The 26,544-nt window shown below is 72.6% G+C and carries 21 protein-coding genes; 9 read left to right on the top strand and 12 right to left on the bottom strand.

The window, feature by feature from the left end; genetic code table 11:
• Positions 1 to 93 precede the first annotated feature (93 nt).
• From ABZ340_RS33035 to glgX, 6 genes are all read right to left on the bottom strand, one after another.
• A complete protein-coding gene (locus ABZ340_RS33035) occupies positions 94 to 3,882 on the bottom strand; it encodes a DNRLRE domain-containing protein (RefSeq protein WP_358785567.1) in 3,789 nt (1,262 codons plus the stop codon).
• Between the two features lie 233 nt (positions 3,883 to 4,115).
• Positions 4,116 to 5,984, bottom strand: a complete 1,869-nt coding sequence (locus ABZ340_RS33030; RefSeq protein WP_358785566.1) for an ABC transporter ATP-binding protein — start codon at positions 5,982 to 5,984, stop codon at positions 4,116 to 4,118.
• A complete protein-coding gene (locus tag ABZ340_RS33025; RefSeq protein ID WP_358785565.1) occupies positions 5,981 to 7,927 on the bottom strand; it encodes an ABC transporter transmembrane domain-containing protein in 1,947 nt (648 codons plus the stop codon). Before ABZ340_RS33025 ends, ABZ340_RS33030 begins: the two co-directional genes overlap by 4 nt.
• A 220-nt stretch (positions 7,928 to 8,147) precedes the next feature.
• Positions 8,148 to 9,557, bottom strand: a complete 1,410-nt coding sequence (locus tag ABZ340_RS33020) for a sulfatase-like hydrolase/transferase (protein WP_358785564.1) — start codon at positions 9,555 to 9,557, stop codon at positions 8,148 to 8,150.
• Positions 9,558 to 9,646: 89 nt separating this feature from the next.
• Positions 9,647 to 9,742 carry a putative leader peptide gene (locus ABZ340_RS33015; RefSeq protein WP_358785563.1) on the bottom strand — a complete coding sequence of 32 codons (96 nt, stop codon included), beginning with the start codon at positions 9,740 to 9,742 and terminating at the stop codon, positions 9,647 to 9,649.
• A gap of 99 nt (positions 9,743 to 9,841) precedes the next feature.
• A complete protein-coding gene (gene glgX / locus ABZ340_RS33010) occupies positions 9,842 to 12,094 on the bottom strand; it encodes a glycogen debranching protein GlgX (RefSeq protein WP_358785562.1) in 2,253 nt (750 codons plus the stop codon).
• 154 nt (positions 12,095 to 12,248) lie between these two features.
• Between glgX and ABZ340_RS33005 the strand changes: the two genes are divergently transcribed.
• From ABZ340_RS33005 to ABZ340_RS32975, 7 genes are all read left to right on the top strand, one after another.
• On the top strand, positions 12,249 to 13,475 hold the full coding sequence (locus ABZ340_RS33005; protein WP_358785561.1) for an Ig-like domain-containing protein: 1,227 nt from the start codon (positions 12,249 to 12,251) through the stop codon (positions 13,473 to 13,475).
• Positions 13,476 to 13,660: 185 nt separating this feature from the next.
• Positions 13,661 to 14,902: an Ig-like domain-containing protein gene (locus ABZ340_RS33000; protein ID WP_358785560.1), complete on the top strand. Its 1,242-nt coding sequence runs from the start codon at positions 13,661 to 13,663 to the stop codon at positions 14,900 to 14,902.
• A 105-nt stretch (positions 14,903 to 15,007) separates the two neighbouring features.
• Positions 15,008 to 15,775, top strand: a complete 768-nt coding sequence (locus tag ABZ340_RS32995; RefSeq protein ID WP_358785559.1) for an enoyl-CoA hydratase-related protein — start codon at positions 15,008 to 15,010, stop codon at positions 15,773 to 15,775.
• A 291-nt stretch (positions 15,776 to 16,066) separates the two neighbouring features.
• Positions 16,067 to 16,570: an ATP-binding protein gene (locus tag ABZ340_RS32990; protein ID WP_358785558.1), complete on the top strand. Its 504-nt coding sequence runs from the start codon at positions 16,067 to 16,069 to the stop codon at positions 16,568 to 16,570.
• A 153-nt stretch (positions 16,571 to 16,723) separates the two neighbouring features.
• Positions 16,724 to 17,926, top strand: a complete 1,203-nt coding sequence (locus ABZ340_RS32985) for a hypothetical protein (protein ID WP_358785557.1) — start codon at positions 16,724 to 16,726, stop codon at positions 17,924 to 17,926.
• 75 nt (positions 17,927 to 18,001) lie between these two features.
• The gene (locus tag ABZ340_RS32980; RefSeq protein ID WP_358785556.1) at positions 18,002 to 18,625 is read left to right on the top strand and encodes an ADP-ribosyltransferase; all 624 of its coding nucleotides are present in this window, start codon (positions 18,002 to 18,004) and stop codon (positions 18,623 to 18,625) included.
• 256 nt (positions 18,626 to 18,881) lie between these two features.
• Positions 18,882 to 19,094 carry an EF-hand domain-containing protein gene (locus ABZ340_RS32975; RefSeq protein ID WP_358785555.1) on the top strand — a complete coding sequence of 71 codons (213 nt, stop codon included), beginning with the start codon at positions 18,882 to 18,884 and terminating at the stop codon, positions 19,092 to 19,094.
• A 49-nt stretch (positions 19,095 to 19,143) separates the two neighbouring features.
• Here ABZ340_RS32975 and ABZ340_RS32970 read toward each other — a convergent pair whose 3' ends face one another.
• Entirely contained in the window at positions 19,144 to 19,944 is an 801-nt protein-coding gene (locus tag ABZ340_RS32970) for an ATP-binding cassette domain-containing protein (protein ID WP_358785554.1), read from the bottom strand.
• Entirely contained in the window at positions 19,941 to 21,611 is a 1,671-nt protein-coding gene (gene leuA / locus ABZ340_RS32965) for a 2-isopropylmalate synthase (protein WP_358785575.1), read from the bottom strand. The genes ABZ340_RS32970 and leuA overlap by 4 nt, the downstream gene beginning before the upstream one ends.
• A 341-nt stretch (positions 21,612 to 21,952) precedes the next feature.
• On the opposite strand from leuA, the gene ABZ340_RS32960 reads away from it, so the two are divergent.
• On the top strand, positions 21,953 to 22,645 hold the full coding sequence (locus ABZ340_RS32960; protein ID WP_358785553.1) for an FCD domain-containing protein: 693 nt from the start codon (positions 21,953 to 21,955) through the stop codon (positions 22,643 to 22,645).
• A 110-nt stretch (positions 22,646 to 22,755) separates the two neighbouring features.
• Positions 22,756 to 23,418, top strand: a complete 663-nt coding sequence (locus ABZ340_RS32955; RefSeq protein ID WP_358785552.1) for an NAD(P)-binding domain-containing protein — start codon at positions 22,756 to 22,758, stop codon at positions 23,416 to 23,418.
• 33 nt (positions 23,419 to 23,451) lie between these two features.
• On the opposite strand, the gene ABZ340_RS32950 is transcribed toward ABZ340_RS32955, so the two are convergent.
• The 4 genes from ABZ340_RS32950 to ABZ340_RS32935 form a co-directional block, all read right to left on the bottom strand.
• Complete coding sequence (locus ABZ340_RS32950; protein ID WP_358785551.1) at positions 23,452 to 24,009, bottom strand: glycoside hydrolase family 25 protein; 558 nt, start codon at positions 24,007 to 24,009, stop codon at positions 23,452 to 23,454.
• A 391-nt stretch (positions 24,010 to 24,400) separates the two neighbouring features.
• Positions 24,401 to 24,793: a PIN domain-containing protein gene (locus ABZ340_RS32945; protein ID WP_358785550.1), complete on the bottom strand. Its 393-nt coding sequence runs from the start codon at positions 24,791 to 24,793 to the stop codon at positions 24,401 to 24,403.
• Positions 24,790 to 25,062 carry a hypothetical protein gene (locus ABZ340_RS32940; protein ID WP_358785549.1) on the bottom strand — a complete coding sequence of 91 codons (273 nt, stop codon included), beginning with the start codon at positions 25,060 to 25,062 and terminating at the stop codon, positions 24,790 to 24,792. Before ABZ340_RS32940 ends, ABZ340_RS32945 begins: the two co-directional genes overlap by 4 nt.
• 50 nt (positions 25,063 to 25,112) lie before the next feature.
• A complete protein-coding gene (locus tag ABZ340_RS32935; RefSeq protein ID WP_358785574.1) occupies positions 25,113 to 26,528 on the bottom strand; it encodes an L-serine ammonia-lyase in 1,416 nt (471 codons plus the stop codon).
• Positions 26,529 to 26,544: the final 16 nt, after the last annotated feature.

The following is a 26,544-nucleotide window of genomic DNA, read 5'->3' as shown; positions in this document are numbered from 1 at the left end:
GGGGCACGCCCACCCGGTACGCGCCGGGCGGGCTTGCCCTCTGGCCGGACCGCGGGGGTCAGGCCGTCGGAACCGTCGGGCCGCAGGGGCCGGTCACTTCATCGAGCACTTGATCACTTCCTGGGACGGATCGCAGGACGCGAACCGGGCGTTGCCCGGATCGACCCAGTACTCGTCGCGGTCCAGCAGCCGGAACTGCTTGGCGAAGCTCACGCCGAACGGCTGCATCGACTGCGTGTTGACGTAGTTCGACATCGACGACCGGCCGCACAGCGCGGGCCACGCAGGGTCGTCGTAGGTGGTGTCGTTGTACAGGTGCTCGCGGGTGCCGTCGCCCTTCGCCACCACCGTCTGCACGCACTCCAGACCGGCGTAGTCGGGGTTCTTGGCCGCGTTCAGGCCACCGTCGGCCGCCGGGAAGCCCGAGGACTCGTACGTCGCCGCGAACGGGTACTCGTCACAGGAGATCGGGTCGGGATTGCCGCTCGGGGTGGCGATCGTGGCGGTGTCGGGATGCTTGCGGAACGCCCGCCCGCAGATCGCCTTGCGGTTGCCCGGCTTGCCGTTGTCCAGCTTGTTCTCGGTCTCCCGGACGGGCGCGTTGCGCGCCTTGGACGGCAGGTGGTGCAGCGGCGTCAGCGGGGACTTGCCCAGCTGCTTGGCGTGCTTGTTCTGGATCAGCCAGATGTGCGCCGCCGCACCCGGGAACGCCTCGGCGTTGATGGTGTACCCCGGCTTGTAGGCCGGCAGGACGCACCCGGGGTCCTTGCCGGAGACGACCTTGTCGCAGCGGACCGTGACCGGCAGCGAGGGGACCTTGGAGTCGTCCTGGACCGGCAGGCCCGGAATGGTGTCGCCCCAGTCCATCCACCAGCGCAGCGGCATCACCTTGGACAGGTCCTTGTCCTTGGTCCCGGAGGCGTTGGCGACGGTGCCGTTCCACTCGAAGTCGGCGATGCCGGTGATGATGTGCTGGTCCTGGTTCCCGTTCCAGGTGGACTTGCCGCCGTAGAAGTCCCAGTCCTGCTGCTGCTTGTCACAGCCGTCGGACTGGCACCAGGACTGGACGTCGAGCGTGATCATCCCGTTGACCCCGCCGGGGAACGGCAGGTTGGGCGCGAACCCGAGGTTCTTGGGGAGGATCTGCATCCACGTCTTGATCTTGGTGCCCGCCGGGTCGACCTTCACCATGTACAGCACGTCGAAGATCTGCTGGTACACCTTCGGCGGCGTGGAGAGGTCCTCGACCCGGTAGGAGACCTGCTGCGGCAGGCACGCCTCGGTCCGCGTCATCCGCGCCTCGATGTTCACCAGGGTCGGGTCGCACCAGGAGCCCTCGATGATCGGGTCCGGGTACTCGGCGAGGCGCGGTCGCGGCTGCGCCTGCAGCTGCTCCAGCTCCTGTGGGGTGCGTTCGAGCTTCGCGAGCGGCTTGACCGTCACCGTCGTGCGGCTTCGGCCGTTCTCGCTGCGGTACACCTTCGGCTTGCCGTCGGCGACGGTGCCGCCGCGCTGCACGGTCAGCCACTCCCACGCGGGCTGCGGCTCGTCGTGGTACGCCGGGGCCGTCGCGGCGATGTTCGGCGTGGGCAGGTCGATGTCGACCTTCTTGGCGCGTCCGGTGTCGGTGCGGCGCGGCGACGCGAACCCGTAGACGCGGGTCGCGCCCGTGTTGTCGGCCCGGTCCACCGTCCGCACCTCGGCCTGGTGGTTGCCGTCCGCGGTCGGGGTGACGTAGAAGGACGCGGTCAGGCCGCGCGTGAGGGCCGCCGGCGTGCTCTGCCAGCCGTCCGGGCTGGTGTTGCCGCTGTTGCCGTCGTCGTCGGTGTCGGCGGGGCCGACCCGGTACTGCACCTCGCGGGCGTCGTCGGCCTTGGTGTCCACGTCGAACCGGCCCTGCTCGCCCGTGGCGCCGCCGGGCCAGTTCTCCGGGTACGTCGCCGAAGTGACGTCCGGCACGCCGGGGGCGGTGGTGTCGACGACGAACTGGGTCCAGGGGGACCAGCTCAGGTTGTAGTGGGTCCCGTCGTAGGCGTTGGTGCGGAACTTGTACGTCCTGCCGTCCTTCAGCTGCCCGGCCGGGACGGTGACGGAGGCCGGTTTGCCCGAGGCGACGAAGCCGGACACGAGCAGGCCCTCGCCGGCCGGGGTGGTGATCGGGGTGTTGGTGGCGGCGTCGTAGATCTGGAAGGTGCCGTTGACCGTGTCGCCGTCGGGGTCGGTGAAGGTGTCCCGGAGCGTCGGGGTGGTGGTGTTGACCGCCCACACGCCCGCGTACGACTTGAACGGGGCGCCGGCCTGCCGGTCGGTGCCGTCGGAGGGACGGTAGTTGTACGTGACCGACAGCTTGGGCTGGTTGGCCGCGTTGTTCGCGGAGTTGACCCGCTTCCACGCCCGGGTGTCGTCGGTGGCGGCCCGCAGGCCCATGTGGCCGCGCGTGACCTTGGCGGAGGCCCAGGACTGGACGAGGGCGTCGATGTCGGCGTTGATCCAGCCGTCCGGCTGGGTGGCGGCGCAGTCCGCGTTGCCCTTGGTCTGGGTGGAGGAGTGGTACTGCTGCTTCCAGGTGGGCTGCGACGTCCAGCGCGAGGACGTGGAGGGGGCGCCGGTGTCCCAGACGGTCCATTCCTGCGCGCTGCAGTCGACGGCGTTGCCGGAGTGGAAGTTCCACAGCGCCAGGTTGGTGTCGACGATCAGCGCGTCCTGGATTGGCGTGGTGTTCCAGGTGATGAAGGAGCGCGCGGTACGCGGGGTGCCGTCGGCGTTCTTCGTGCCCGGGTTGCCGAAGTCGAGTTCGACGTCGGTGGACCAGTCGACGGTCTCGCCCTGCTGCACGTAGGTGTCGAACGTGTTCGTGAGGGCGGAGGTGGACGGGTCGACCGTGACCGGGAACTTCGTGTCCGGGTCGGCGAGGAACTCGGCCGACGGCGTGACCACGAGGTCGACCTCGCCCGCACCCCTGTCGACGACCTCCATGGCGACGCGGGCCCGGTTCGTGTGCTCTCCGGAGACCTTGTCGACGGCCGAGTCCCACATCACCGGGGCGGGCATGGTGGCCTTGGCGACGCCGGTGCGCGCGTCGCGGAAGGTGACCGAGCCGTCCTCGTTCGCCTGCGCCTTCAGGCCCTCGGCCTTCACCGGCAGGGTGTAGGAGTAGGCGCCGGAAGGCCGCTCGCGGATCTCGACGAACTGCTCGAATCCGGTGCGGGTGGCCTCGACGATCACGTCCGCGCCGGGTACCGCGTCCTTGTAGCGGGCGCGCGTGCCGTCCAGTTCGGGCTGCGGCAGGCCGCCTTTCCACCGGAGGGTCACCTTGCTGTCGCCGCTGCCCAGGGTGACCAGGTCACGGGCGGTGTCGTCCTGGGCGGCCCGCAGGGTACGCGGCAGCGTGCCGCCCTTGCCGCCCAGCCGCAGGCCGTTGGGGCGAGCCTTGGGGGTGACGCTTCCGTCGGGGTTCTCGGTGAGGGTGACGTCGACCTTCCGCCACGCGCCGTCCTTCCAGACCCGCTCGGGACCGGAGGTGAGTTCGGTGGTGAGGGTGCCGTCCGGGTTGGCGACGGTGTACGCGGTGGGGGTCGTCTCGTCGGTGGCGACGACCTTCTTCCCGGTCCGCCGCGCCTCGCGGATCGCCCAGGCCTTCGAGCCCTTGGCGTGCTCGGCCGCCCAGGCCAGGTCCGCCTCCCGGATCTCTTCTTCGGAGGGGGCCTCGGCGGACGCCTCGGCGGCCGGCGCGGGGGGGCTGCTCCGGTGCCGCCACGGCCGTCCGGCCGGATATGAAGGTGGCCTCCGCCGCCAGTACGAGAGCGGACGCCAGGGCGATACGGCCTCTTCGGCGTCCGGGGCGGGAACGCCCCGTTGTGTATCTGGACAAGGATGTGCCATCCCTTCCGATCCTGCCGGTCGGCAAGATCACGGAAGGACGATAAAGCTGGCCTGTACAAACACTGTGTGTGGAATGTGAGATTCCGAGTGATCGTCACCACAGTTGCCCAAGGGAAGGTATGCATCCCGTGGGAATCTGTGGGCAAGTCGGGGGATCCTGTGCCGACTCCTGAGGGCCAGTCATGATCCGCGGGAAAGTGGGTAGGCGGACTTCAGGTCCCTGGCCGGTACCGTCACGCCAGGCTCTCCCGCCACGCCCGGTGCAGGTCCGCGAACCGTCCGGCGGCGGCGATCAGTTCGGCCGGGGTGCCGTCCTCGACGATCCGGCCGTGCTCCATCACCAGCACCCGGTCGGCGATCTCCACGGTCGACAGCCGGTGCGCGATCACCACCGCCGTACGGCCCTTCAGCACCGTCGCCATCGCCCGCTGCACCGCCCGCTCGCCCGGGACGTCCAGCGAACTGGTCGCCTCGTCCAGGATCAGCACCGCCGGGTCGGCCAGCAACGCCCGCGCGAACGCGACCAGTTGGCGCTGCCCGGCGGAGATCCGGCCGCCCCGCTTGCGGACGTCGGTGTCGTAGCCGTCGGGGAGTGCGCTGATGAAGTCGTGGGCGCCGATCGCCTTCGCGGCCCGCTCGATCTCCTCCCGGGAGGCGTCCGGACGGCCGATCGCGATGTTCTCGGCGACCGTGCCGGAGAACAGGAACGCCTCCTGCGTCACCATCACCACCCCGCGCCGCAGCTCGGCCACGGACAGGTCGCGCAGGTCCACGCCGTCCAGCAGCACCCGCCCCTCGGTGGGGTCGTAGAACCGGGCGAGCAGCTTGGCCAGCGTCGACTTGCCCGCGCCGGTGGAGCCGACGACGGCGACGGTCTGCCCGGCGGGAATCGTCAGGCCGAAGCGGGGCAGTACCTCGCCGCCGGTGCGGTAGGCGAAGCGCACCGAGTCGAAGACGACCTCGCGGCCGGGGTCCCGCGACACCCGCGGCGGCAGCTCCCTGGGCACCGCCGGCTCCGGCACGGTGGGCGTCTGCGCCAGCAGGCCCGCGATCTTCTCCAGCGAGGCAGCCGCCGACTGGTAGGAGTTCAGGAACATGCCCAGCCGGTCGATGGGGTCGTACAGGCGGCGCAGGTACAGCACCGCCGCCGCCAGCACTCCGAGGGCCAGCGAGCCGTCCGCCACCCGGTGGGCGCCCCACAGCACGATCCCCGCGACGGCCGTGTTGGCGACCAGCCGGGAACCGGTGACATAGCGGGCCATCTCCAGCAGCGCGTCACCGTTGGTCCGCTCGTGCCGCCGGTTCAGGGCGGCGAAGGCGGTGTCGTTGGCGGCCTCCCGGCGAAAGGCCCGCACCGGCCGGATGCCGTTCATCGTCTCCACGAACTTCACGATCACGGCGGCCATCGCCGTGGACTTGCGCCCGTACACCTCCCCCGCCCGCCGCCGGTACACCCGGACCAGCCCGTACAGCGGCACGAACGAGGCCGCCGCCACGGCCCCGAGCCCCAGGTCCAGCCAGAGCAGCAGCGCCGTGATGTACACGAAGGACAGGATCACCGTCACCAGCTCCTGGAGCCCCTCGCCGAGCAGCTGGCGCAGCGACTCCACGTCCGTGGTGGAGCGGGAGATGAGCCGGCCGGAGGTGTACCGCTCGTGGAAGTCGATGCCGAGCGCCTGCGCGTGGCGGAAGATACGGCCGCGCAGGTCCAGCAGCACGTCCTGGTTGACGCGGGCGGAGGCGGCGATGAACGCGTACTGCAGCGCCCCGGCGCCCAGCGCGCACAGCAGGTAGCCCGCGCCCACCGCGACCAGCGGCCCCCGGTCGCCGCCGGTGAGGGCCGGTACGGCGTGGTCGATGGCGTACGCCACCAGCAGCGGGCCCGCCTGCACCACCGCCTGCTGGAGCAGCAGCAGGAGGGTGGTGACGGCGACGCGGGCCTTCATCGGCGCGAGCAGGGAGCGCAGGAGCGCGGCGGTCGCGCCCGGCGGGGTGGGCAGGACGTCCCGGTCGAAGGGGTCGTCGGCGCGGTCCGGGCCGGACGGGGCATCGGCGTCCTCCGCCTCACCGGGCACGGGGGCGGACGTCGTGGGGGCCGTCATCGCGCGTCGTCCTCCTCTTCCCCGGCGCCCGACATCAGACGGGCGTACTCGGCGTTGGTGCGCAGCAGTTCCTGGTGCGTGCCCACGGCCGTGACGCGCCCGCCGGAGAGCAGGGCGACCCGGTCGGCGAGCAGGACCGTGGACGGGCGGTGCGCCACGATCAGCGCGGTGGCGCCGGCGAGCACCCGCCGCAGGGCGGCCTCCACGGCGGCCTCCGTGTGCACGTCCAGCGCGGACAGCGGATCGTCCAGCACCAGGAACCGCGGCTCGCCGACGATGGCCCGGGCCAGCGCCAGCCGCTGCCGCTGCCCGCCGGACAGACTCAGGCCCTGCTCGCCGACCTGGGTGTCGGTGCCCTGCGGCAGGGTGTGCACGAAGCCGGCCTGTGCCACGGCCAGCGCCCGCTCCAGCTCCGCCCGGCCGGCCCCGTCCCCGGCGCCCATCAGGACGTTCTCGCCGACGCTCGCCGAGAACAGCGTCGGCTCCTCGAAGGCGACGGCGACCTTGGCGCGCAGCTCCGCACGGGGCATCGCGGCGATGTCCACGCCGTCCAGCGTGATCCGGCCCCCGGTCACCTCGTGCAGCCGGGGCACGAGCGCGGTCAGCGTCGTCTTGCCGCTGCCCGTCGCCCCGACCAGGGCCAGGGACTCGCCGGGGCGGATGTGCAGATCGACGCGGTCCAGGACGGGCGGGGAGCCGGGCGGGGCGTCGGGGTAGCGGAAGGTGACGTTCTCGAAGCGCAGGCCCCGGTCACCGGCGGGCACGGCCGGTCTGCCGTCCGCCACCCGCGACGGTTCCGGTCTGCCGTCCGCCGTCCGCGACGGTTCCGGTCTGCCGTCCGCCGTCCGCGACGGTTCCGGTCTGCCGTCCGCCGTCCGCGACGGTTCCGGTCCGCCGTCCGCCGTCCGCGACGGTTCCGGCCCGCCGTCCGCCACCCGCGACGGTTCCGGCTCCGGTTCGGCGTCCATCACCTCGAAGTACCGCTGCGTCGCCGTCGCCGCCTCCTGGCTCATCGCCAGCAGGAAGCCGATGGACTCCACCGGCCACCGCAGCGCCAGCGCCGTCGACAGGAACGCCACCAGCGTGCCCGCCGACAGCTGCCCGTCGGCCACCTGTACGGCGCCGGCCACCAGCGCCGCCGCGATCGCGAGCTCCGGCAGTGTGACGATGACCGCCCAGATCGCCGCCAGCAGCCGTGCCTTGCCCAGCTCGGTGCCGCGCAGCGTCCGCGACAGCTCCCCGAACGCCCGCGCCTGGCTGCGGTGCCGCCCGAACCCCTTGACGATCCGGATGCCGAGCACGCTCTCCTCGACCACCGTCGTCAGATCGCCGACCTGGTCCTGCGCCCGCCGCGCCACGGCGGCGTACCGCCTCTCGAAGACCGCGCAGGTGACGATCATCGGCACGGAGGGCCCGAGGATCACCAGCCCCAGCGTCCAGTCCTGCACCAGCATGACGGCCACGCCGACGACGATGGTCACCCCGTTGACGAACAGGAACGTCAGCGGGAAGGCGAGGAACATCCGCAGCAGCATCAGGTCCGTCGTCCCCCGGGACAGCAGCTGCCCGGACGGCCACCGGTCGTGGAAGGCGACCGGCAGCCGCTGCAGGTGCCGGTACAGATCCGCCCGCATGGCCGCCTCGACACCCGCCAGCGGACGCGCCACCAGCCACCGCCGCAGCCCAAACAGCAGCGCCTCCGCGCACCCGAGCAGCAGCAGACACAGCGCCCCCAGCCACACGCCCGCCGGGTCCCGGCCGGCCACCGGCCCGTCCACCATCCACTTCAGGACCAGCGGGATCACCAGCCCCGTACAGGAGGCGAGGACCGCGACGAACGCGGCGGTCAGCAGCCGCGCCCGCACCGGCCGCACATAGGGCCACAGGCGCAGCAGCGCGCGAACGGCGGACCGGTCCTCGGCGGTGGGGTGTGTGGAGAGCATCGGTGGCGAGCCTACGGACCGTCACGGGCCCTGCCCACCGAGTTTCCGCCTCCGCGGAGTCGCAGGGCCCGGCCCCGCGCGCCGGTCGCACGCGCCGCCCGCACCGGCCGTCCCCGCACGCCGGTCGTACACGCCGTCCGCCGGCGCCCGCGATGGCCTGCGACGGCCCGTGACCGAGGCACCCCGGCTGAGGTCCCCCGGCTGCGGCGGGGCCCGGCGGTCAGGACGCCGTGTACGGCAGCAGCGTGGCGTCCACCTTCTCCCAGGCCGCCCGCAGCTCGGCCAGCAGCCCGGGCCGGTCGGCGGCGAGGTCGGCCTGCTCGCGGGCGTCGGCGGCCAGGTGGTACAGGTGGTCCCTGCCGTCCGCGTCCCGGTAGTACTTCCAGTCGCCGCGTCTGAGGGCCCGGTTGCCCCGCACCCGCCAGAACAGGTCGCGCTCGGGCAGGGGCTCGCCGCGCAGCAGGTAGCCCGCGAGGCTGTGCCCGTCCAGCGGGTACGCCGGGTGGGGCCGGGCGCCGCCCACCTCCAGCAGGGTCGCCGTCCAGTCCGGCGAGTAGACGGGCTCGTGGCTGACCTGGCGGCCGTCGATCCGGGCCGGCCAGCGCAGGAGGGTGGGCACCCGGATGCCGCCCTCCAGCAGCTCCGACTTCCCGCCGCTGAGCGGCCACTGGTAGGAGAAGCGCTCCCCGCCGTTGTCACTGGCGAAGACGACGAGGGTGTTCTCCTCCTGCCCGGCGCGGCGCAGCGCGGTGAGCACCCGGCCGACCGCGGCGTCCAGGCTCTCCACCATCTCCTTGTACTTCGCCACCGAGCCGCCGTCGTCGTGCCGCAGCGCGCCCAGCACGCTGCCATCGCGGATCTTCGCCGCGATCTTCGCACCGGCCTCCTCGTCGTCCTCCGTGAGCCACGGCCAGTGCGGGGTGGTGAAGTTGAGGTTGAGCAGCCAGGGCCGGCCGTGGTCGCGGGAGACGTACTCGACGGCCCGCTCGGTCAGGATCGTGGTGTAGTAGCGCAGGTCCTCGTACTCGGCGTCGCCCTCGTACAGGTCGTAGTCGCCGAGCTGGCCCAGCTTGGAGAAGTACTCCAGGGCGCCGCCGAAGTTGCCGAAGAACTCGTCCCAGCCGGACTTGGTGGGGCTGTAGTCGGGCAGGAAGCCGCAGTGCCACTTGCCGATGAGCGCGGTGGCGTAGCCCGCCTGCTTCAGCAGGGACGCGAGGGTGGGGTGGTTCGGGTCCAGCCCCTGGGTCCGGTTGCCGATGGGCTCGGCCAGCCCGCCCTTCGTACGGCCGGGGAAGCGGCCCGTGTAGAGGCTGAACCGGGTCGGTGAGCAGGTCGCCGACCCGGCGTAGGCGTCGGTGAAGCGGACGCCCTGGGCGGCGAGCCGGTCCAGGTGCGGGGTCTTGATGTGCGGGGCGCCGTACGACGACAGGTCGGCCCAGCCCAGGTCGTCGCCCAGGATGAACAGGATGTTGGGGCGGCGGACGGGACGGGCGCCGGCCGTACGGGCCCGGAAGGGGCGCTCGACGGGGGCGGCCGGGGCGGCGGTGGCGGCGGTGGCGGTGCCGGCGACCGCGGCGGTGGCACCGCCACCGATCAGGCCACCGAAGGCACGGCGGGATATGTCGGGCATGCGTGATCCTCGGGACGGGTGTGCCCCGGCCCGGGACACACCTAAGGAAGGAAAGGAAAGAAGAGAGAAGGAAGGAGGAGGGGAGCGCGTCAGCGACAGACGGCGCTGGCCTGCCGGCACAGGTCGACGTGGCGTCGCTCGACGAGCGCGACGCCCACGCACCGGTGATCAGCGGCGGTCCTCATGACCCGGGACGGTGCCAGGGGAGCCGGGGGAGGGTCAAGGAGACCGGCGAGGAGTTCACGAAGGGGAAACGTGAGACGCGGGATGCGGGACGCGCGGTCTCAGCCGGCGACCCTCAGCAGCAGCACCGTCCGCGCCGGCACCGTGACCGCCGCCCCCGCCGGGTGCTCCACGCCCGGCGCCTCGGCCTGCTCCTCCCGGCCGGTGTCGAGGACCACCTCGTACCGCTCCGCCCACGGCGGCCCCGGCAGCACGAAGTCCACCGGATGCTCCCCGGCGTGCAGCACGGCCAGGAAGCTGTCGTCGACGACGGGCGCGCCCCGCTCGTCCCGGCCGGGTATGTCCCGCCCGGACAGGTACATGCCCAGCGTGGCGGCGGGCGCGAACCAGTCCCCTTCCGTCATCTCCGTACCGCGCGGTGTGAACCAGGCCAGGTCCCGCAGCCCGTCCGAGGACTGCGCCCGCCCGGAGAAGAAGGCGCGGCGGCGCAGCACCGGATGGCGGTGGCGGAGCCGGATCAGCCGGGAGACGAGGTCGGTCAGGGACCGCCAGCGCGGGTCCTCCAGCAGGCTCCAGTCCACCCAGCCCAGCTCGTTGTCCTGGCAGTAGGCGTTGTTGTTGCCACCCTGCGTGCGGCCCATCTCGTCGCCGGCGAGCAGCATCGGCACGCCCGTCGACAGCAGCAGCGTGGTGAGCAGGTTGCGCAGCTGCCGCCGCCGCAGCGCCCGCACGCCCTCGTCGTCCGTCTCGCCCTCCGCCCCGCAGTTCCAGGAGCGGTTGTCGTGCGTCCCGTCCCGGTTGCCCTCGCCGTTGGCCTCGTTGTGCTTGCGCTCGTAGCTGACGAGGTCGCGCAGGGTGAAACCGTCGTGCGAGGTGACGAAGTTGACCGAGGCGTACGGGCGGCGCCCGCCCCAGGCGTACAGGTCGCTGGAGCCGGACAGCCGGTAGCCCATCTCCCGCACGTCCGGCAGGGCGTGGCGCCAGAAGTCCCGCACGGTGTCGCGGTAGCGGTCGTTCCACTCCGTCCACAGCGGCGGGAACGCGCCCACCTGGTAGCCGCCCGAGCCCACGTCCCACGGCTCGGCGATCAGCTTCACCCGGCGCAGCACCGGGTCCTGCGCGATCACCGCCAGGAACGGGGAGAGCATGTCGACGTCGTGCATCGAACGGGCCAGCGCGGCGGCCAGGTCGAAGCGGAAGCCGTCCACGCCCATCTCCGTCACCCAGTACCGCAGCGAGTCGGTGATCAGGCGCAGCACGTGCGGCTGCACGACGTGCAGGGTGTTGCCGCAGCCGGTGTAGTCGGCGTAGCGGCGGGCGTCCGGCTGGAGGCGGTAGTAGCCGCGGTTGTCGATGCCCTTCAGCGACAGCGTGGGACCGTACTCGCCGGCCTCCGCCGTGTGGTTGTAGACGACGTCGAGGATCACCTCGATGCCCGCCGCGTGCAGCGCGCGCACCATCCGCTTGAACTCGCCGACCTGCTCGCCCCGGGTGCCGGAGGCGGCGTAGGCGGCGTGCGGGGCGAAGTAGCCGACGGAGTTGTAGCCCCAGTAGTTGCGCAGGCCCCGCCGCAGCAGGTGGTCCTCGTGCGCGAACTGGTGCACCGGCATCAGCTCCACCGCCGTCACGCCCAGCTTCACCAGGTGCTCGATCGCCGCCGGGTGCGCCAGCCCGGCGTACGTGCCGCGCAGCTCCTCGGGGATGCCGGGGTGGAGCTTGGTGAAGCCGCGCACGTGCAGTTCGTAGATGACCGAGTCCGCCCACGGCGTCTTGGGGCGGCGGTCGTCCGCCCAGTCGTCGTCGTCGTGGACGACGACGCCCTTGGGGACGTACGGCGCCGAGTCCCGGTCGTCGCGCACGGTGTCGGCCACGTGCTGCTCCGGCCAGTCCCGGACGTGCCCGTACACCTGGGGCGGCAGCCGGAAGTCGCCGTCCACCGCGCGCGCGTAGGGGTCCAGCAGCAGCTTCGCCGGGTTCCAGCGGGCGCCGGTCCACGGGTCCCAGCGTCCGTGCACCCGGTAGCCGTAGCGCTGCCCCGGCAGCACGCCCGGCACGAAGCCGTGCCAGATCTGGTGGGTCAGCTCGGTCAGCGGAACCCGGGTCTCCGCCCCCCGCTCGTCGAACAGGCACAGCTCCACCGCCTCGGCCCCGCCCGCCCACAGCGCGAAGTTGGTGCCCGCCACCCCGTCCGGCCCGACCCGGAAGCGGGCACCGAGCGGTGTCGGCGCCCCCGGCCACGCGGGCACGGCGGGTGCCCGGCGCGGCCTGCCGTCCACGGCGGCGGGGCGTTCGTCCTGTCCGTTGCCGGCGGCCCGCTTCCCGGCCACCGTCTCCTGCTCGGCTGCGCTGGACACGTGTCGGCCTCCCACGGCTCGTGGAACGACGTGGAAAAAGGGCGCACGGTGTCCCGGCCACGGCTCCCCGTCGCGTCGTCCTCCCCAGTGTTCTGCCCAGAGCGTGGCTCGCACTCACGTTTCCCCGCGGCGGGCCCCGTCGTTAGGGGCGGGTGTGAGGCATGTACACAGGCGCGCGCGGCGCGCGGGGGCCGCACTGGCCGCCCTACTGACCTGGGCAGGACTGCTGGCCGGGGCCGCCGGCTGCACTTCGGGCGGTTCCGGGGGCGGCGGCGTGTTCGGCAAGCCGCCCTCCCCCGAGGAGGCCATCCGGATCTCGCCGGCCGACGGCAGCAAGGGGGTGCGGCCCGGGGAGAAGCTGTCGGTGCGGGTGCCGGGCGGGCGGCTGGAGTCGGTCCGGGTCGTCAGGTCGCAGGACGCCCGGCGGACGCCGGTGCCCGGCCGGATCTCCGCCGACGGGTCGCGCTGGGAGCCGGCCGACGGCAGGCTGGCGCTCGCCGCCCGCTACACGGTCGACGCGGTCGCCCTGGACGGCCGCGGGCGCCGCTGTGCCCGGCACGCGACCTTCACGACGTACGTCCCGAAGGAACGCTTCATCGGGTACGTCGCCCCGGAGAACCGCTCCACCGTCGGCACCGGCATGATCGTCTCCCTGGAGTTCAACCGGGAGATCACCCACCGCGCCGCCGTCGAGCGCGCCGTGCGCGTCACCGCCGACCCCGCCGTCGAGATCCGCCCCCACTGGTTCGGCCGCGACCGGCTCGACTTCCGGCCCCGGCACTACTGGAAGCCCGGCACCCGGGTCACCGTCGCCCTGCGCTTCCGCGACGTCGAGGGGGCGCCCGGGGTCTACGGGCTCCAGGACCGGACGTTCTCCTTCACCGTCGGCCGCAGCCAGGTCTCCGTCGTCGACGCCGCCGCGCACACCATGGAGGTCCGCAGGGACGGCGACCTGCTCGCCACCGTGCCGATCACCGCCGGCGCCCCGAAGACCACCACGTACAACGGCAAGATGGTGGTGACCGAGATGCTGGAGGTCACCCGCATGAACGGCCGCACGGTCGGCTTCGGCGGCGAGTACGACATCCCCGACGTCCCGCACGCCATGCGCCTGACCGACTCCGGCACCTTCCTGCACGGCAACTACTGGGCGCCCGACGACGTGTTCGGCCGGACCAACGTCAGCCACGGCTGCGTGGGCCTGCGCGACGACAAGGGCGGCGGCGCCCACACCCCGGCGGGCTGGTTCTTCGACCGCAGCCTGGTCGGGGACGTCGTCGAGGTCGTGCGCAGCAAGGACAAGAAGGTCGCTCCCGACAACGGGCTCGGCGGCTGGAACATGAGCTGGAAGGCGTGGAAGGCGGGCAGCGCGGTGAAGTGACCCCGAGGCGGCCGTCCCCCGGCCTTCCCACCCGCGGCCTCCCCGGCGGTGCCCGGACCGGACTCGGTACGGAACGGTGACAATCCCGGAGCGCCGGCGCCCCTCGCCGGGCAGTTAATATGCGCCGGAGCGCGTAGCACGCGTCGGGGTGCGGGCCTGGTCAGGGCCCTGCGAGGGGAGAACAAGTGAACGGGCGACCGGTATCGGGGGCGTCGGCTGACGTACGGGGGCGGAGCATCAGGAGGCTGTCGGCGCTGCTGTGCGGTGTGGTGCTGACGGCCGTGACCGCGTGCGGCGGCGGATCGGATTCCGGGTCCGCCTCCGCCGACGGCAAGGGCAAGGGCTCCGCCGCGGCGCGGAGCGGGCAGTCCGAGGCCGTCGTCACCATCGCCCCGAAGGACGGCGCCAAGGGCGTCGACACCAGCGGCGCCCTGAAGGTCGGCGCCGCGAAGGGGAAGCTGACCGAGGTCGAGGTCAAGGACGCCGAGGGCGCCGAGGTCGAGGGCGAGATATCCGCCGACGGCGCCACCTGGACGCCGTCCACCCACCTGGCCGCCTCCACCACCTACACGGTGCACGCGGTCGCCGAGGACGCCGAGGGCCGCACCGCCGCCGAGGACGCCCGCTTCACCACGCTGACCCCGAAGAACACCTTCATCGGCCACTTCACCCCCGAGGACGGCTCCACCGTCGGCGTCGGCATGCCGTTCTCGATCCGCTTCACCCGCGGCATCACCCACCCCGAGGACGTCGAGAAGGCCATCCGCGTCAAGACGGAACCGGCCGTCGAGGTCGAGGGCCACTGGTTCGGCAACGACCGGATCGACTTCCGGCCCGAGAAGTACTGGAAGGCCGGCACCAAGGTCACCGTCGACCTCGACCTCGACGGCGTCGAGGGCCGCGACGGCGTCTACGGCAAGCAGTCCAAGACCGTCTCCTTCACCATCGGCCGCAACCAGGTCTCCGTCGTCGACGCCAAGAAGCTCACGATGAAGGTCATGCGGGACGGCAGGACCGTCAGGACGATCCCGGTCACCACCGGCGCGCCCGGCTACGAGACCTGGAACGGCCAGATGGTCATCAGCGAGAAGCTCACCGTGACCCGGATGAACGGCGAGACGGTCGGCTACGGCGGCGAGTACGACATCAAGGACGTCCCGCACGCCATGCGCCTGACCACCTCCGGCACCTTCATCCACGGCAACTACTGGGGCGGCGACGCCTTCGGCAACCGCAACGCCAGCCACGGCTGCGTCGGCCTGCGCGACGTGCGCGGCGGCTGGGACAGGACGGCGCCGGGCGCCTGGTTCTTCGACCACTCGCTCATCGGCGACGTGGTGATCGTGAAGAACTCGAACGACGCCACCGTCGCCCCGGACAACGGCTACAACGGCTGGAACATGTCCTGGGAGAAGTGGAAGGCGTAACCCTTCGCCGCCTGAGGCCCTGAGGCCCTGGCGTCCTGGCGTACGGCCCCGGTGTGAGTCATCGCACCGGGGTCACTGTCGTTAGTGACCGTTAACCTGCTGGGCATGACCGTACATCTCGAAGTCGAAGACGGCGTCGGCACGCTGCGTCTGGACCGCCCGCCCATGAACGCGCTGGACATCGCCACCCAGGACCGGCTGAAGGAGCTCGCCGAGGAGGCCGCGCGCCGCGAGGACGTACGCGCCGTGGTGCTCTACGGCGGCGAGAAGGTGTTCGCGGCCGGCGCGGACATCAAGGAGATGCAGGTGATGGACCACACCGCCATGGTCCTGCGCGCCCGCGCCCTGCAGGACTCCTTCACGGCCGTGGCCCGCATCCCCAAGCCGGTCGTGGCGGCGGTCACCGGGTACGCGCTGGGCGGTGGCTGCGAACTGGCCCTGTGTGCCGACTACCGCATCGCCGGGGACAACGCCAAGCTGGGCCAGCCGGAGATCCTGCTCGGCCTGATCCCCGGCGCGGGCGGCACCCAGCGGCTGGCCCGGCTGATCGGCCCCTCCAGGGCCAAGGACCTGATCTTCACGGGCCGCCAGGTGAAGGCCGACGAGGCGCTCGCTCTGGGCCTGGTGGACCGGGTGGTGCCGGCCGCCGACGTGTACACCGAGGCGCACGCGTGGGCCGCGCGGCTGGCGCGGGGTCCCGCGCTGGCGCTGCGCGCGGCGAAGGAGGCGGTCGACACCGGGCTGGAGACGGACATCGACACCGGCCTCGCCGTCGAACGGAACTGGTTCGCGGGGCTGTTCGCCACGGAGGACCGGGAGCGCGGGATGCGCAGCTTCGTGGAGGAGGGACCCGGCAAGGCGAAGTTCCTCTGACCCCTCAGGGAGCGCGGCCCGAGGGCGCGTCACCGGCGTGACGTCCGCGGCGGGTCCCCCGAAGGGGCGGTCCGCACCGGACGCGGGGCGGACCGGAGCCCGCCGTGCCGAGGGGCCGCCAGCCGCCGCCGGCCGGCCCGTCGGCGCAGGTCGCCGGAGGCCCCCTCACCCCGGCCGTGTCACCGGCATATGCCCTCGGCCGCCTCTCGGCCGGGGCGGGGCGGGATACCGCGGGGGCGTATTCCCCGGGAACGGCCCCGTGAAGAGCGCCGGGCGGCCATGATGGGGGGCATGGCGGGGCTGGAGGGTCTGGGGCAGCCGCGGGGAGCCGGCCGCGTGATTGCCGCGCGCTGGTCACCGGCAGTCGAGGACGAACATGCGCTCACGGCGCTGGAGTCGTTCGGCAATCCGGCGGAGAACGAGGTCGAGCTCCCCTCCCGCCCCGAGTCGGCGGCCGCCGCGCGGCGGCTCGCCCAGGTGGTGGCCCTGCGCCAGTGGGCGCTCACCCCGAAGCTGACCGAGGACGCCGTCCTGCTCGTCTCGGAACTGGTGGGCAACGCCGTACGCCACACCGGCGCCCGCCGCTTCGGCCTGCGCATGCGCCGCCGCCCCGGCTGGATCCGCGTCGAGGTGCGCGACCCCTCCCGCGGGCTGCCGTGCCTGATGCCGGTGCGGGAGACGGACATCAGCGGGCGAGGGCTCTTCCTCGTCGACAAGCTGTCCGACCGGTGGGGGGTCGATCTGCTGCCGTGCGGCAAGCGGACGTGGTTCGAGATGCGGGTGGCGGACCGCTAGGGCCGTACAAGGCCGTACAAGGCCGTACCGGGCTGTACGGGGGCGTACACGGGGCCGTATCGGGCCGTACGGGGGCGGGGCACGGCGCCCCTGACCGGCCGTCGATCGGGCGAATCACCCGTTTTCATCCGCACTCCCCCTTAAATGGGGTGAATGACGCCGAAGTATCGTCCTCCGACGTACCGCAGCCTGACGAAAGGCACCCTGATCGCGGCCGTCGCCCTCGCCGCCCTCGCCGCCTGCGGCACCGAACGCGACGACCGGGCCGCCGCGCCCCGCGCCACCAGGGCCGCCGAGCCCGCCCCGACCGAGAAGAAGCCCGTCGACGGCCTGCCCGGCATGCCGCCCGTCCTCGATCCCAAGGACGTCTACGCGGCCGACCGCCCGAACAAGCTGTCCCCGGTGGTCAAGGACTTCCCCTCCCGGGTCTACGTCCCCAACACCGAGTCCGACACCGTCACGGTCATCGACCCCAGGACGTACGAGATCGTCGACACCATCCCCGTCGGCCGCCAGCCCCAGCACGTCGTCCCCTCCTGGGACCTGAAGACCCTGTGGGTCAACAACAACCGCGGCCACACCCTCACCCCCATCGACCCCAGGACCGGCAAGGCCGGCAAGCCGGTGGAGGTGCACGACCCGTACAACCTCTACTTCACGCCCAACGGCAAGTACGCCGTCGTGATGGCCTCCCTCGACCGCGAACTGGTCTTCCGCGACCCGCACACCATGAAGAAGGTCAAGACCGAGCCGGTCTCCTGCTACGGCGTCAACCACGCCGACTTCTCCCTCGACGGCCGCTACTTCATCGTCTCCTGCGAGTTCAGCGGCGAGCTGCTGAAGGTCGACACGGAGAAGATGGAGGTCGTCGCCCAGCAGAAGCTGCCGTTCGACGGCGCGATGCCGCAGGACGTGAAGATCTCGCCCGACGGCAGGAAGTTCTACATCGCCGACATGATGGCCCACGGCATGTGGGTCCTGGACGGCGACAAGTTCACCGAGCCGACCCTGCTGCCCACCGGCAAGGGCTGCCACGGCCTGTACGTCAGCCGCGACTCCCGCGAGATGTACGTCTCCAACCGGGGCGAGGGCACCGTCTCCGTCTTCGACTTCACCCGGGACAAGCTGACCAGGAAGTGGCACCTGCCCGACGGCGGCAGCCCCGACATGGGCGGCGTCTCCGCCGACGGCAAGGTGCTGTGGCTGTCCGGGCGGTACGACTCGGAGGTGTACGCCATCGACACCCGCACCGGCAAGCAGCTCGCCCGCATCAAGGTCGGCAGCGGGCCGCACGGCCTCGCGGTGTACCCGCAGCCGGGCCGCTACTCCCTGGGGCACACCGGCATCTTCCGTTGACGCGGGGCGCGTCGACACGCCGCCGAACGAGTGACGATCCGTGCCGCGCGGACCCCGGACCGCGATCGTGCACCCATGATCACACTTCGCCTGCGGCGGCGTGCCACCGCCGCCGTCCTGTCCCTCGCGGCCGTCCTCACGACCTCGGCCGCCACGGCCCCCACCACGACGGCCTCCACCACGGCGGCCCCGGCCCGGGCGGCTGCCGCCGCCCCCGCCTGCCCCCAGTTCGAGGACCGGATCAAGGCCGCCGCCGACCGCCGCGTCGACGTCGGCCGCATCACCCCCGAGCCGGTCTGGCGCACCACCTGCGGCACCCTCTACCGCAGCGACAGCCGGGGCCCGTCGGTCGTCTTCGAGCAGGGCTTCCACCCCAAGGACGTCGTGAACGGCCAGTACGACATCGAGCAGTACGTCCTGGTCAACCAGCCCTCGCCGTACGTGTCGACGACGTACGACCACGACCTGTACAAGACCTGGTACAAGTCCGGCTGGAACTACTACATCGACGCCCCCGGCGGCATCGACGTCAACAAGACCATCGGGGACACCCACCGGTGGGCCGACCAGGTCGAGGTCGCCTTCCCCGGCGGCGTCGCCCGGCAGTACATCATCGGCGTCTGCCCGGTCGACAAGCAGACCAAGACCGAGATCATGAGCGAGTGCGAGAGCAACCCGCACTACCGGCCGTGGCACTGAGCCACAGCGCCTCGGCGCCCACGCCGAGGTGACCGGCCGGCCGGAACGCCCGCGGCCCGAGGGTGTTCCAGCCGGCCCCGCCCCCTCGCCGGCCCGCCCCGCCCGCCGGCGCGAGACGACCCGCGCCACCGCCCGGCGCCGGGAGGAGCCCGGCCGGGTGGCCGCCGCACGGCGTGCGAGGGCGGGCGGTTAATCTGACCTGCGTCAGCGGAACAGGCTGAGCAGACGACCTGAGTACGAGATGAGGGGCGGACCGGTGGCCGACATCGAGGAAGCACGCAAGCAGTTCGAGCGGATCGATACGGACGGGGACGGATTCGTCACCGCTGCCGAGTTCAAGACCGCCCTCGCCCAGGGCGGTGACTGGAACGTGACCGAGGCGGTCGCCGAGGCGGTCATCGCCAGCCGTGACCTCGACGGCGACAAGCTGCTGTCGTTCGACGAGTTCTGGGCCCACCTGAACAAGTGACGGCGTGAACCGGGGGCGCCCGGCCGGTTTCCCGGCGGGCGCCCCCGCGTCATGCCCCGTCCGCCCGGCGGCGCCGGACGCGCACGGCCCAGCGGCCGTCGTGGCGCTCCAGGACCAGGGGCAGGTCGAAGCACTTGCCGACCTGGTCACCGGTCAGGACGTCCGCCACCGGCCCCTGGGCGAGCGGGCGGCCGTCGCGCAGCAGCAGGGCGTGCGTGGTGCCCGGGGGGAGTTCCTCCAGGTGGTGGGTGACCAGGACCGTCGCCAGGCGCGGATGGTCCCGGCGCAGCTCGTCCAGCGCGCCGATCAGCTGCTCCCGGCCCGGCAGGTCCAGTCCGGTGGCCGGCTCGTCCAGGAGCAGCAGCCGGGGGCGCGGCATCAGGGCGCGGGCGATCAGGGTCCGGCCGCGCTGCCCCTGGGAGAGCGTGGGCCAGCGCGCCTCGCGCAGCCCCTCCAGCCCCAGCGTCGCCATCAGCCGCTCGGCGCGCTCCACCTCCTCCGGCTCCGGCCGCCACCGGGGCACCGGCTCCACCGAGTTGGTCAGCCCGGTCAGCACGACGTCCCGGACCCTGAGCGGCGAGGCGAGCGGATGGCGGGGGTCGACATGGCCGACGTAGGCGCGCAGCTCCCGCAGGTCCACGCGGCCCAGGCGGCGGCCGAGCACCTCCACCGTGCCCCGCGTGGGGTGCGTCCGGGCGCCGAGCAGGTTGAGCAGCGTCGACTTGCCCGCGCCGTTGGCGCCCAGCAGCGCCCAGTGCTCGCCGGCGGCGACGGTGAGCGACACCTCCTGGAGGATCGGCCGGCCGTCCCGTACGACGTGCACGTCCTCGGCGCGCAGTACCGGCGTCACCGGGCCGCCCCGTTCACCGCGGACAGCACCGCCCGCACGGAGGCGGCCAGGGCGGAGGCGTCCCGGCCCACGCCCCAGCGGACGGCGGAGCCGACGCGGCACTCGGCGTAGGCGGTGGTCTCCCCGCCGGCGGTGTGCTCGGTGAAGTCCAGGACCTCCACCGGGTGCCCGGCGCCGGCGAGCGCGTCGGCGAAGGCGGAGAGCGGGCCGGTGCCGGTGCCCTCGTAGTCGCCGGTGCGGTCTCCGGTGCGCAGGGTGCACACGAAGCGGTGGGCGCCGGTGCCGTCCCGGTGGACGGACCAGGCCGCCAGCCCCACCTCGCCGTCGTCGGCCAGGTAGGTCCGGCGGAACAGCTCGTACAGCTCCCCGGCCGTCATCTCCCGCCCGCTGTCGTCCGTCGCCTCCTGCACGACGCGGGAGAAGGCGGGCCGCATCCGCTCGGGCAGGTCGATGCCGTGGCCCTCGCGCAGCAGGTACGCCACGCCGCCCTTGCCGGACTGGGAGTTGACGCGGATCACCGCCTCGTAGGAACGCCCCACGTCGGCCGGGTCGATCGGCAGGTACGGTACCTCCCACGGCAGCTCGCCCTCCGCGACGCCCGCCTCCCGCGCCCGGCGGGCGTGCTCGGCCAGCCCCTTGCCGATCGCGTCCTGGTGGGTGCCGGAGAACGCCGTGTGGACCAGCTCGCCGGCGTAGGGGTGGCGCGGGTGCACCGGGAGCCGGTTGCAGTGCTCGACGGTCTCGCGGACGGCGTCGATGTCCCGGAAGTCGATCATCGGGTCGACGCCCTGGGTGTACAGGTTGAGGGCGCAGGTCACCAGGTCGACGTTGCCGGTGCGCTCGCCGTTGCCGAACAGGCAGCCCTCGACGCGCTGGGCGCCGGCCAGGACGGCGAGCTCGGCGCAGGCGACGCCGGTGCCGCGGTCGTTGTGCGGGTGGACGGAGAGGACGACCGCGTCCCGGCGGGCCAGGTTGCGGTGGAAGTACTCGATCTGGTCGGCGTAGACGTTCGGGGTGGCGATCTCGACCGTGGCGGGCAGGTTGTGGGTGACCGGGCGGTCGGGGCTCGCGTCCCAGAACTCCGTCAGCTCGTCGCACAGTTCGAGGACGAAGTCGGGCTCGGTCAGGTTGAACGTCTCCGGGGAGAACTGGAACCGGACGTACGCGCCGCTGCGGTCGGCGCGGCGGGCCATGAGCGCGGCGGCCTCGCGCACCATGCGCCGCACCTCCTGCCGGTCCTTGCGCAGGACGACGTCGCGCCACAGGGGCGAGGTCGCGATGTACAGGTGCACGACCGCCCTGGGCATCCCCTCGATCGCGTCGAAGGTGCGGTCGAGCAGGTCGGGCCGGGCCGGGGTGAAGACGACCGGCGTGACGTCGTCCGGCACCACCCCGCCGGCCGCCAGGTGCCGTACGAAGTCGAAGTCGGTGCGGCTCGCGGACGGGTAGCCGACCTCGATCTCCTTGAAGCCCATGTTGGTCAGCAGGTCGAAGAAGCGGCGCTTGCGGGGGGTGTCCATCGGCTCGGCCAGCGCCTGGTTGCCGTCGCGCAGGTCGACGGGGACCCACAGGGGGGCGCGGCGGATGCGGGCGGAGGGCCAGTCCCGGCCGGCCGCCACGGGCACGCGCACCCGCTCGTCGAAGGGGCGGTAGCGGTGGTACGGCATCGGCCCCGGCCGCTGGGGATTCCAGACGGGCGCGGCGGCCGGGGCGGTCACGGTGGCCGTGGCGGTCGTGACGGGGTCGGCGGTCGTGGTGGGGGTGGTCGTGCTCATCGTCTGCTGGGTGGCCTTCGGCTCGGTCGGACGGTGACCGGCAGCACGGCGCCCCGCGGCGGGGTGCCGGTCGCGTCAGGCCCCGCCGCGGCAGCCGAGAAGAAGCAGACCGCGGAACGTCATGCCGGTACGCTATCCACAGCTCAGGTCCTCAGACAAGTAAGAATTTCCGCGGGAGTCCCGACGAGGGCTCCTCAGAACTCCCCGGCCCTCCAGACAAGTTGGTGAATCCGATGCCGCTCGGTGAGCTCCGCCCCAGCCCCCTGGTCGAGCAGGCCACCGCCCGCCTGCGCGAGCAGATCACCGGCGGCCACTGGCCCGTCGGCACCCGCCTCCCCGGCGAGACCACCCTCGCCAAGGAGCTCGGCGTGGGCCGCTCCACCGTCCGCGAGGCGCTGCGCGCCCTGGCCGGCGCGGGCCTGGTCCGGGCCCGGCAGGGCGCCGGTGTCTTCGTCATCGCCACCGAGCCCGCCGAGGACTGGCCCACCCGGCTGCGCCGGGCCGCGGTGAACGACGTCTACGAGGTCCGCATGGCCCTGGAGGTCCACGCGGCCCGCCTGGCCGCCCGACGCCGCACCGACGACGACGTCGCCGCCCTGCGCGCCGCCCTCGAAGGCCGCCGCGCCGCCTCCGCCTCGGACGACGACACCGCCTTCGTCGACGCCGACATCGCCTTCCACGCGGCGGTGGTCGCCGCCGCCCACAACCCGGTCCTGGCCGACCTGTTCACCGAGTTCACCCCCGTCCTGCGCACGGGCCTGGTCGACCTGCTCGCCCTGACCGGCCTGCGCGCCCACGGCCCCAACCACGCCGACGACGCCCACGAGGCCATCCTCCGGGCGGTCGCCGACGGGGACGCGGAGGGCGCCGCGGAGATCGTGCGCAAGGAGGTGGAGGACCCCTTCGGGTCCCTGGGCGCAGGGTGAGTGCCCGCCACCCGGCCGCCGCGGGCGCGGAATAGCAGGGGGAGCGGCGGGGTTGTCGCCCCACGACACACGTATGCGCGTGCATCGGCATCTCTCCGGAAGGGCCTGTCATGAAGATCGGCATCATCGGCGCGGGCAACATCGGCGGCAACCTCACCCGGCGGCTCACCGCCCTCGGGCACGACGTCTCCGTCGCCAACTCCCGCGGCCCGCACACCCTCACCGCGCTGGCCGAGGAGACGGGCGCGACGCCCGTGCCCGTGGAGGAGGCCGCGCGCGGCGCCGAGATCGTGGTGATCACGATTCCGGTGAAGGCGGTCCCCGACCTCCCCTCCGGCCTGCTGGACGAGGCGGCGGACGGCGTCGCCGTCATCGACACCAACAACTACTACCCGCGCGAGCGCGACGGGCGGATCGCGGCGATCGAGGACGAGGGCCTCACCGAGAGCCGCTGGACCGAACGGCAGATCGGCCACCCGGTGATCAAGGCGTTCAACGGCACCTACGCCCAGGACATCCTGGACCGCCCCCGCCCCGCCGGAGACCCCGACCGCATCGCGGTGCCGGTGGCCGGCGACGACGAGGCGGCCAAGGCGAAGGTCCGGGCCCTGATCGACGAGCTCGGCTTCGACACCGTCGACGCGGGCGGCATCGACGACTCCTGGCGCCAGCAGCCCGACACCCCGGTGTACGGCCTGCGGGGCGGTGTGGAGGCGGTGGCCAAGGCCCTGGCGGAGGCGTCGCCGGAGCGCCCCGCGGCCTTCCGCGGCTGACGAGGGCGCGCACCGGCCGAGGGAGCCGTGCCGTCAGGCCCCCTCGGCCCACTTCTTCAGCGCCGCCTTGCTGCCGAAGTCGGCGACGTTCTTGTCCAGGGGGTCGCTGGTGTACTGGTGGAAACGCCACTTCGCCTGGATGCGGGGCTTGCCCGCGGTGACGTAGTCGGCGATCCACAGGCCGTCCCCGGCGTAGGAGGTCGTGTCGACGTTCAGCCAGAAGTTGCGGTTGCAGTAGAGGACGACGCGGTGGTGGGGCCGCAGCTCCTTCACCTTCTTGATGAAGCGGTCCTTCTCGGCGTTGCTCGCGTGCGTTCCCTCGCTCGTCGTCTCCCAGTCGACGGCGAGGATGTCGCCGGCCCGGTCGGGGGCCTTGCCGACGAAGTACTCGGCCTGGGCGGTGAGGTTGCCGGGCCACAGGAAGTGGTAGAAGCCGACCACCAGCCCGGCGTCACGGCCGCGCGAGGTCTGGTCGGCGAGTTTGGGGTTGACGTAGGAGCGGCCCTCCGTCGCCTTGATGAAGACGAAGGAGAGGCCGTCGGTGTCGTAGGAGGCGGACTGGTAGGCGCTCACGTCGATGCCGTGCAGCATGGGGACTCCCGAAAGGGCCAGAAACGGCTGGAAGTTGGGTTATGCCCCGGTACCGCGCGGTCGATCCTCCACCGGAGTGGAATCATCCGTTCTCTGGGTGGCTCCGGTGGTCCACCGGCGCGCGGCTCGGCACTCGATGATGTTGACCGCGAGCCCGCCCCGCGCCGTCCCGGCCGGTGGGCCGGGTGAGAGCGGACGAGCGGCTGAACACCTCCCGGTTGCCGGGCTGACGCCCGGTCACGGGCCGGTCGCGCAGATCACCGCCTTCGGCGCACCGGCAGCGGGCGCACGGACGAACGGGCGCACGGACGAACGGGCGCACGGACGAACGGGCGGAACCGCGCCGGCCGGCAGGGAACCGGAGCCGCAGCCGCTCCGGCACCGCGCTGCGTCAGACCTTGACCACGCGGACGCCGGTGCCGCACAGCATCAGGAGGTCATCGGGATCCGACGTCAGGACGGTCACGGGGGAGGGGGAGGCCATCGCGGTGGCGGCCACGATCGCGTCGAGGGCGTACCTGTGGCCGTGGAGGCCGGCTGCGGCGAGGAGCTTGCTGGCGTGGCGGGCGATGGTCTCGTCGGGCGGGATGGCGTTGACGCGGGAGACGGCGTAGTCGAATCGAGCCTGGTGGGTCTTCGGATCGCGTGCTTCGACGAGGGTGACGGAGCTGGTGACGACTCGGATGTCCTCGGCCTCTGCGGCGGAGAGCCACTCGGTGAGCTCGGGGGTGCGGCTCACCAGTTTGGACAGGCCCTCGCAGTCCAGGACGAGGGTGCCGCTCACGCCGTGTCCGCCGAGCCGGCCGTGTCGCCGCGAAGAAGGGCGCGCTTGGCTTCGACCGCGGCCTGGTCCACGGGTCCGTGTTCGGCTTCGGCGTCCTCGATGAGCTCGCGCAGCCGGTCGCGCTCCAGCTGGCGCTGGATGAGGGCCTCGACGTAGGCGGACATGCCGCGCTTGCCGGTACGCGCCTTGAGAGCCGCGATGGTGCCCTCGTGGAGGGAGACGGAGACCGGGCGGATCGGACCTTCACCGGGGGCCGGGGAGGTGGTCATGCGACGAATTTAACAAGACTCTTGTTATTTCGTCGGGTGGAGCCTGCTTCCTAGCACTCGATGATGTTGACCGCGAGCCCGCCCCGCGCCGTCTCCTTGTACTTGACCGACATGTCGGCGCCGGTCTCCTTCATCGTCTTGATGACCTTGTCCAGCGACACCTTGTGCGTGCCGTCGCCGCGCATCGCCATCCGCGCCGCCGTGACCGCCTTGACCGCGGCCATGCCGTTGCGCTCGATGCACGGGATCTGCACCAGGCCGCCGACCGGGTCGCAGGTCAGGCCGAGGTTGTGCTCCATGCCGATCTCGGCGGCGTTCTCCACCTGTTCGGGGCTGCCGCCCAGCACCTCGGCCAGCGCGCCCGCCGCCATCGAGCAGGCCGAGCCGACCTCGCCCTGGCAGCCGACCTCGGCGCCGGAGATGGAGGCGTTCTCCTTGAAGAGCATGCCGATCGCGCCGGCGGCCAGCAGGAAGCGGACCACGCCCTCCTCGTCGGCGCCGGGCACGAAGTTCATGTAGTAGTGCAGAACCGCCGGGATGATGCCGGCCGCGCCGTTGGTGGGGGCCGTGACGACCCGGCCGCCGGCCGCGTTCTCCTCGTTCACCGCCATCGCGTAGAGCGTGATCCACTCCATGGCGAGGGCCTGCGCGTCGCCTTCCGAGCGCAGCTTGCGCGCGGTGTTCGCGGCGCGGCGGCGCACCTTCAGCCCGCCCGGCAGGATGCCCTCGCGGGACATGCCGCGCGCCACGCACGCCTGCATCACCCGCCAGATCTCCAGCAGGCCCGCGCGGATCTCCTCCTCGGTGCGCCAGGCCCGCTCGTTCTCCAGCATCAGCGCGGAGATGGACAGGCCCGTCTCCTTCGTCAGGCGCAGCAGCTCGTCGCCGGTGCGGAAGGGGTACTTCAGGACCGTGTCGTCCAGCTTGATGCGGTCCGCGCCCACCGCGTCCTCGTCGACGACGAAGCCGCCGCCCACCGAGTAGTACGTCTTGGTCAGCAGCTCGGTCCCGGAGGCGTCGTAGGCCCACAGGGTCATGCCGTTGGCGTGGTAGGGGAGGGCCTTGCGGCGGTGCAGGATCATGTCCGCGTCGAAGTCGAACGCGATCTCCCGCTCGCCGAGCAGCCGCAGCCGGCCGCCGGCCTTGATCGCCTCCACCCGCTCGTCGGCGCTCTCCACGTCCACCGTGCGCGGCGAGTCGCCCTCCAGGCCGAGCAGCACCGCCTTGGGCGTGCCGTGGCCGTGGCCGGTCGCGCCGAGGGAGCCGTACAGCTCCGAGCGCACGGAGGCGACGGAGTCCAGCAGGCCCTCGTTGCGCAGCCGCCGGGCGAACATGCGGGCCGCGCGCATCGGGCCGACCGTGTGGGAGCTGGACGGGCCGATGCCGATCGAGAACAGGTCGAAGACCGAGATGGCGGAGATCGACGGGACGGTCCGGCAGGCCGACGCCTTCGACCCCGAGACCATGGCGGGCCGCTTCACC

The organism is Streptomyces sp. NPDC006134 (assembly GCF_040628835.1).
Lineage (GTDB): Bacteria > Actinomycetota > Actinomycetes > Streptomycetales > Streptomycetaceae > Streptomyces.
This window is presented reverse-complemented; position numbering and strand designations above follow the sequence as displayed.

Excerpts from the sequence above, each read along its gene's own strand:
- ABZ340_RS33025 (WP_358785565.1), bottom strand. The coding sequence starts at position 7,927 with ATGCTCTCCACACACCCCACCGCCGAGGACCGGTCCGCCGTTCGCGCG.
- ABZ340_RS33030 (WP_358785566.1), bottom strand. The coding sequence starts at position 5,984 with ATGACGGCCCCCACGACGTCCGCCCCCGTGCCCGGTGAGGCGGAGGAC.
- ABZ340_RS32940 (WP_358785549.1), bottom strand. The coding sequence starts at position 25,062 with ATGACCACCTCCCCGGCCCCCGGTGAAGGTCCGATCCGCCCGGTCTCC.
- ABZ340_RS33020 (WP_358785564.1), bottom strand. The coding sequence starts at position 9,557 with ATGCCCGACATATCCCGCCGTGCCTTCGGTGGCCTGATCGGTGGCGGT.
- ABZ340_RS32980 (WP_358785556.1), top strand. The coding sequence starts at position 18,002 with ATGATCACACTTCGCCTGCGGCGGCGTGCCACCGCCGCCGTCCTGTCC.
- ABZ340_RS32985 (WP_358785557.1), top strand. The coding sequence starts at position 16,724 with ATGACGCCGAAGTATCGTCCTCCGACGTACCGCAGCCTGACGAAAGGC.
- ABZ340_RS32935 (WP_358785574.1), bottom strand. The coding sequence starts at position 26,528 with ATGGTCTCGGGGTCGAAGGCGTCGGCCTGCCGGACCGTCCCGTCGATC.
- ABZ340_RS32990 (WP_358785558.1), top strand. The coding sequence starts at position 16,067 with ATGGCGGGGCTGGAGGGTCTGGGGCAGCCGCGGGGAGCCGGCCGCGTG.
- ABZ340_RS33035 (WP_358785567.1), bottom strand. The coding sequence starts at position 3,882 with ATGGCACATCCTTGTCCAGATACACAACGGGGCGTTCCCGCCCCGGAC.
- ABZ340_RS32960 (WP_358785553.1), top strand. The coding sequence starts at position 21,953 with ATGCCGCTCGGTGAGCTCCGCCCCAGCCCCCTGGTCGAGCAGGCCACC.
- ABZ340_RS32995 (WP_358785559.1), top strand. The coding sequence starts at position 15,008 with ATGACCGTACATCTCGAAGTCGAAGACGGCGTCGGCACGCTGCGTCTG.
- ABZ340_RS33015 (WP_358785563.1), bottom strand. The coding sequence starts at position 9,742 with ATGAGGACCGCCGCTGATCACCGGTGCGTGGGCGTCGCGCTCGTCGAG.
- leuA (WP_358785575.1), bottom strand. The coding sequence starts at position 21,611 with ATGCCGTACCACCGCTACCGCCCCTTCGACGAGCGGGTGCGCGTGCCC.
- ABZ340_RS32950 (WP_358785551.1), bottom strand. The coding sequence starts at position 24,009 with ATGCTGCACGGCATCGACGTGAGCGCCTACCAGTCCGCCTCCTACGAC.
- ABZ340_RS32955 (WP_358785552.1), top strand. The coding sequence starts at position 22,756 with ATGAAGATCGGCATCATCGGCGCGGGCAACATCGGCGGCAACCTCACC.